8 protein-coding genes are annotated in these 6,000 nt (G+C 41.5%); 2 read left to right on the top strand and 6 right to left on the bottom strand.

Features of this window, described 5'->3' with window-relative positions:
• The coding region (locus tag F8S12_RS40135) for a hypothetical protein (RefSeq protein ID WP_196521830.1) at positions 1 to 314 on the bottom strand (314 nt) is incomplete at its 3' end.
• Between the two features lie 142 nt (positions 315 to 456).
• On the opposite strand from F8S12_RS40135, the gene cobM reads away from it, so the two are divergent.
• Positions 457 to 1,278, top strand: coding sequence for a precorrin-4 C(11)-methyltransferase (gene cobM / locus F8S12_RS40130; RefSeq protein WP_331001499.1), 822 nt, complete (start codon positions 457 to 459; stop codon positions 1,276 to 1,278).
• A 211-nt stretch (positions 1,279 to 1,489) separates the two neighbouring features.
• Positions 1,490 to 2,416, top strand: coding sequence for an FTR1 family iron permease (locus F8S12_RS40125; RefSeq protein WP_442946856.1), 927 nt, complete (start codon positions 1,490 to 1,492; stop codon positions 2,414 to 2,416).
• A 199-nt stretch (positions 2,417 to 2,615) separates the two neighbouring features.
• Here the strand turns inward: F8S12_RS40125 and F8S12_RS40120 are convergent, their stop codons facing one another.
• The 5 genes from F8S12_RS40120 to F8S12_RS40100 all read right to left on the bottom strand — a co-directional run bounded on the left by F8S12_RS40120 (position 2,616) and on the right by F8S12_RS40100 (position 5,976).
• Positions 2,616 to 3,395, bottom strand: a complete 780-nt coding sequence (locus F8S12_RS40120; RefSeq protein WP_196521829.1) for a hypothetical protein — start codon at positions 3,393 to 3,395, stop codon at positions 2,616 to 2,618.
• 161 nt (positions 3,396 to 3,556) lie between these two features.
• Positions 3,557 to 3,922, bottom strand: coding sequence for a DUF5615 family PIN-like protein (locus tag F8S12_RS40115; protein ID WP_196521828.1), 366 nt, complete (start codon positions 3,920 to 3,922; stop codon positions 3,557 to 3,559).
• Positions 3,919 to 4,212 (bottom strand): DUF433 domain-containing protein, encoded by a 294-nt coding sequence (locus tag F8S12_RS40110; protein ID WP_196521827.1) that lies wholly within the window; start codon positions 4,210 to 4,212, stop codon positions 3,919 to 3,921. The genes F8S12_RS40115 and F8S12_RS40110 overlap by 4 nt, the downstream gene beginning before the upstream one ends.
• 133 nt (positions 4,213 to 4,345) lie before the next feature.
• Positions 4,346 to 5,179, bottom strand: a complete 834-nt coding sequence (locus F8S12_RS40105; RefSeq protein WP_196521833.1) for a CheR family methyltransferase — start codon at positions 5,177 to 5,179, stop codon at positions 4,346 to 4,348.
• Positions 5,180 to 5,451: 272 nt separating this feature from the next.
• The gene (locus F8S12_RS40100; protein ID WP_196521826.1) at positions 5,452 to 5,976 is read right to left on the bottom strand and encodes a hypothetical protein; all 525 of its coding nucleotides are present in this window, start codon (positions 5,974 to 5,976) and stop codon (positions 5,452 to 5,454) included.
• Between the last annotated feature and the right edge of the window lie 24 nt (positions 5,977 to 6,000).

Raw genomic sequence — 6,000 nt, 5'->3', positions numbered from 1 at the left:
GACTCATTCACGAGTATCAAAGACTCATTCACGAGTATCAAAGACTCATTCACGAGTATCAAAGACTCATTCACGAGTATCAAAGACTCATTCACGAGTATCAAAGACTCGTTAACGGAGTTCAAAGACTCATTCACGAGTATCAAAGACTCATTCACGGAGTTCAAAGACTCATTCACGAGTATCAAAGACTCATTCACGAGTATCAAAGACTCGTTAACGGAGTTCAAAGACTCATTCACGAGTATCAAAGACTCGTTAACGGAGTTCAAAGGCTCATTAACGGAGTTCAAAGACTCATACCCTATTTCCAATGCTCAATGCCCAAAAAAAAATGCCCCAGAGTATTCTCTAGGGCTTAACCAGGGTGCATCTACCATTACTCTCTACTAGGGAAAGAGGGTAAATCCGGAAAGATACTGAGAAAATACTAAAACAATTTTTTGAGGGATTACCGTGTGTTCTTCTAAAAGTGAATATACAGAGAACCTAAGCTATAAAAAAACACTATATGCTGTAGAACCATCTGTGTACATTGTGGGAGCAGGCCCAGGAGATCCTGATTTATTAACGGTTAAAGCTCATAAACTACTGGCTGTTGGTGATGTGATTTTATTTGCTGATTCTTTAATACCTGAAGAGATTTTAGAACTTTGCCGAGAAGATGCGGAGATAATTAGGACTGCGAATCAGACTTTAGAAGAGATTTTGCCGATTATGATCGATAGGGTGCGATCGCAAAAATCTGTTATCCGTCTTCATTCCGGCGATCCCAGTCTCTACAGTGCCATCCACGAGCAAATGCACCTCCTAGCAGAGGCAAATATTCCTTTTGAAGTTATACCTGGTATCAGCGCCTTTCAAGCCGCAGCTGCCAAACTCAAAGTAGAACTGACTGTCCCTGGTTTAGTCCAAACCATCATTTTGACACGCATCAGCGGCCGTACAGAAGTCCCCGCCACTGAAGAATTAGCCACTCTTGCGGCACATCAGGCTAGCCTTTGCTTATATCTCAGTGCACGTCATGTCGAAAATGCCCAAGCCAAACTACTCGAACACTATCCAGCCGAAACCCCCATTGCGATTTGCTTTCGTATCGGCTGGCCCGATGAAAAAATCAAGGTTGTCCCCCTGAATCAAATGGCAGACTGTACTCATAAAGAAAAACTAATTCGCACTACACTTTATATAATCAGTCCAGCCCTCTCGCCAGCAACAGGGCGATCGCGTTTATATCATCCCGAACATAGTCATCTATTTCGTTCATCTCATAACTAAATGCTAGGGCATGGGGCAAAAATAGTTCCGAGTATACTATTGAGGAATTACGACAAGTTTTGGAGTAAAAGGAATTAGGGATTGGTTAATACTGAAGAAATACACGGGCATAAGTCTATCACTCAGAGCAAGAAAAATCCGCTCAAGTAAAAGTAAAGAAACTGTTACAGTCAACTTACAAGAAACATCTGCCACGGAAGCAATTTAATTTATGATGAGTTGGAGTGCTGCATTACCTACCTTTTTTATTACCCTGCGAGAAGGTGTCGAAGCCGCTTTAGTTGTGGGAATTGTCTTCGCCTGTTTACAGCAAGCTCAACAACAAAAATTGCAGCGTTGGGTTTACTTAGGAGTTCTAAGCGGTATCCTAGCGAGTTTTGTAATTGGTTTACTAATTCATGTAGGGCTACAGGGATTGCAGACATCTGATCAGCTTTATGCGCCAGTCTTCAAGCAATTGTTTGAGGTTGGATTAGGGGCGATCGCGATCGCAATGCTCAGTTGGATGTTAATCTGGATGACACGACAAGCGCGATTTCTCAAAGCCGAGATTCAAGGTTCCGTCAAAACTGCCTTGGGTGAAGATAACCGCCCAGCTTGGGCAATTTTCAGCTTAGTTTTTATTGCCGTGTTTCGGGAAGGCTTAGAAACTGCTTTGTTTATCGTCGCTAAGTTTCAAGAAGGTTTAACACCAGTTTTAGGGGCTTTCGGAGGACTAGCTGTAGCGGTTGTCATCGGGATGCTGCTTTTTAAGTGGAGCATTCGGATCAACTTGAGTCAGTTTTTCCAAGTAATGGGCGTGTTCTTGCTGCTGATTGTCTCTGGGTTGGTGATTTCTATGCTACGCCATCTTGATGCAGCTGCGATCGCCTTTAGCCAAATCAACCCTGAAGTCTTAGGCCTTTGCGGACAAGGTAATACATCTTGTCTTTTGGGTTCTCAGATTTGGGATTTCTCAACCATCTTACCTGATCGCCAGTTTCCGGGGATTTTGCTGAAAACCTTATTTGGCTATACTCAAAAACTGTATCTAGTCCAGGCTATAGGGTATCTCCTCTTTTGGGTGATTGTAGGCGGTATTTACTTCCGCAGTCTTGGCCAGCCAACACAATTAAAGCCAGCAACCAAACCCAATTAAAATAATTCGTAATTCGTAATTCGTAATTCGTAATTCAGTGGTCTTCAATCAGCCGAGAGTTAGGATCTACCAGTGATTGTAATTACGAATTACGTTAGCGAGTCAGACGCTCTCACTTCTCTACGAGACACTGCGCGAAGGCTATCGAGCGTCATTATCAATTACGAATTACCTTAACAAGGCTTCTAGGCGCGAGGCGTTAAACCAAGTAACTTGTATTAGGCACGATCGCAAAAAAGGCATACTCATACCAAGCAGTCCAAATGAAACTGCGAATCCATCGCTGGCGCTTTTCGGGACTCAATTCATATTCAAACGCCCCACGAGATACATCAATGGAAGATAGATGAGAGTTGCAACCGCAACCGTGTTGATAAGTAAAACCATATTTGGAAGCAATACTTTGCACCTTCATCTGAATAGCAAACACCTTACCTGCATGGAGTATGGCATCCCAAGCGCGTTTGTGTTCGATATCGCGCTGATCAAATCGCAAGGCGCGTTCTTCAAAAACATGATCGCGGTAAATTGGTGCTAAATGCACATGATAAAAGCTGGCAGGTAGTTCATAACCAAACTCATTAAATAAATCTATGCCAATGCGAGCCACTTTTACTTCATCAGCAAACTCGATTCCCTTTGACTCCACATCACGGAGAATTTCTGCAAAGTTTGGATAGCTGTGTTTGAGAAAGTCTTGCCCAAAAAAGTTCAGGGTTTCCCATGCCAGTTGTGCAAATAGCTGAGAGAATGACGGTATCAAGTGAGCTAGTTGGGGGCGATCGCTAAACAAGTCAACGTCACCATGCTCTAATTTGTATAGGAACAGCTGCGCCATCTCAACATAGCTTTGGGGATGGGAAAGTCCGACACTCGTGGCTCCTTTAGCAATGTCTTGCCATGTAGGAGGTAATTGAGAAACGTGAACCGCATTTTCTCCAGCAATGACTGCAACAGGAGGACATTCGAGAAGTTGCATCGACAATCTCCTTTAAGACTTTAATGTGTAATTTACCGTAAACTGAGTATAATTTTTTATCTAATATTCCTACAGAAATTCAGGAAGCAATTGAGAATTGTAATGTTAATGACATTTTGATCAGATTACATGTCAACCAAATTCTGCAAGCCTCTGGCACTTCAATCAAGCCAATCACTGAGAAATTCAACTTGATTGTGCATCTGCTCGGCTGATGTCGTCGCCAACATCTCTAAGATTCCACGTAACTGCTCACCCACTGAAAACCGCTGTTGCTGCATCAGCAGTATACCTGCATGAGGTTGTCCGCGTGTAACAAACTCGGTGTGCAAACGGTAAAAGTCTCGCACATTGGCGCTGTATATTACCCTACCTTGCTCCGTCGCCCATATAAGCTGCTCGTCATCGGGGTATCTTAATCGATTTGTCTCCAAGCTGGTCATTACGTCTATACCCCTGTCTCTTAAAGCTTGCACAATTGCCCGACGGTTAGAATCCTCATCGGTATACAGACGAATTTGACTCACGATTGTTTGCTATATCTGTGCAACGCTAGAAGACGATCATATTCAGCTTCATCTGCTGCAATGTCCACATCGATTTCATTTTTGTTGGCGTAGTAATGGGTTAATGCTGCATAAACCTGCGCCAAGTTTAAATGCCCTATTTCATGGGCAATTTCTTCTATGCTATGACCCGCGTTATGCCAAATTGCAATTCGACGAACAGTAACTCCTGTGCCTGCAATCAAAGGAGTACCCCCATGAATTCCAGGATCAGAGTCAATTAAACTACCAATGTTAACTCCTACAGTCAAAACGTTTTCCTCTACACTCAATGCTTTTATAAGGATCTTAGCTTAATCTGACGCTCTCGCGGTTTTGAGGCAACAACGAAAAAAGCTTGGGAAAACATATTCAGAGCAGCAGTTTAGGATATAACTACCCCTACTACATCCCTATTTTTTTATATAGTTTCTCACCCTTGACTATCTCTTCATACTGCTGCTCATAGGGAGTGAACCTGAGCGATTCTTGTCGTCCTAAACCCAAGATACCAAAAGTGCAGAGGCTATTATAAAAGAGTTCATTTACCCGCTTTTGAAGTACCTGATTGAAATATATGAGGACGTTACGGCAAAGAATAACATTAAACTCATTAAAAGAGCTATCAGTTGCTAAATTATGCTGGGCAAAAACAATATTTTCTCTTAGAGATGCTCGAAAAATAGCGTTATCATAAGCTGCTGTATAATATTCTGAAAATGACCTCTTGCCGCCTGCTTTCAGGTAAAGCTGAGTATATTCCTGCATCAGTTTCAGGGAGAAAATACCACTTTTGGCATTTTGTAATACCTTCTCGTTCGTATCAGTGGCATATATGCGGCAACGGTGGTAAAGTCCTTCTTCTTGCAGTAAAATTGCCATTGAGTAGACTTCTTCACCGGTTGAACATCCAGCGTGCCAGATGCGAATAAACGGATAGGTTTGTAAGACAGGGATAACTTTATTTCTGAAGGTGTTATAAAAGCTAGGGTCACGAAACATTGATGTTACATTCACCGTCAGACAAAGCAAAAATCGTTCCAGATGTACACGGTTGTGGAGTAACCGCTCTTGTAATGCAGAAACATTGGCTAACCCTTCTAACTGCATGAAGCCATGAATACGGCGCTTGAGTGAGGAAAGAGCATAATTTCGGAAGTCATAACCGTAGTATTGATACACCCCTTCTAGTAGTAGATGTATTTCGATATCCTCCAAAGTAGGTTTGAGCAAAGTCATAATAATTCGTAATTCGTAATTCGTAATTCGTAATTCGTAATTCATAATGATATAGTCCCCGCTACGTTCGCGGAGCGTCTCGTAGAGAAGACGGTAATTTCGTATTATTACCCCACCTATGAATGAGCTTTTGTAAATAATGATGCTGGGCTTTTGATCATTTCGATTATTAAAATTTTAGGCTGGTAAGGTTTTTAGAATCCAAGTGAATTTTATACCTAAAATAGGCTTACTAGATTTATAAAATTTGATCAAGGTCTTATTTATGTGTTTTAGTTTAGCCAAGTGGCTGTTACTCCTAAAACAGCGATCGCTATTATTGAAATTCCAGCTAGCCATCTGACTTGATAGCGGAGATTTTTAATCTCTTGGTTCAAAGTTTCTGTTTGTGTTACAGGATATAATTCAACTTGTGCAACTTCGATAGCTACTTCTTGGGGTCTATTTTGGGTATTTCTAAAAGCGACCTGCGAGTGTAGCCAATTAGTAATCAGTTGTGGACAGTTTTTCTTAAACCAATTTAAGGCGAAGACTCTAAAAACTGGTTTGGACATTCTGGCAATTAATTTCATCACCCTGTTAAAAGGTTGTGAGCGAAGCTTTTGGTTGATTAGGTTGACTGAGCCAATATCGTAAAGACAATCCAGAATTAATTTAACAGTGGCTTCTTCACTGTTAAACAAGTTTTGCAGTAATAGCTGAATATCATGTAAACGCTCCGCTTCAATATATTTTTCTGCCAACGTTTCTGGAGGAATTACTGATGGATTTAGGGAGTCTTGTCTTGCTAATGCCATATTTTAAACATATCAATCATGCTA

Source organism: Nostoc sp. WHI (assembly GCF_015714725.1).
GTDB lineage: Bacteria > Cyanobacteriota > Cyanobacteriia > Cyanobacteriales > Nostocaceae > Nostoc.
The sequence above is the reverse complement of the archived record's forward strand: the minus strand, read 5'-3'. Positions and strand labels throughout refer to the sequence as shown.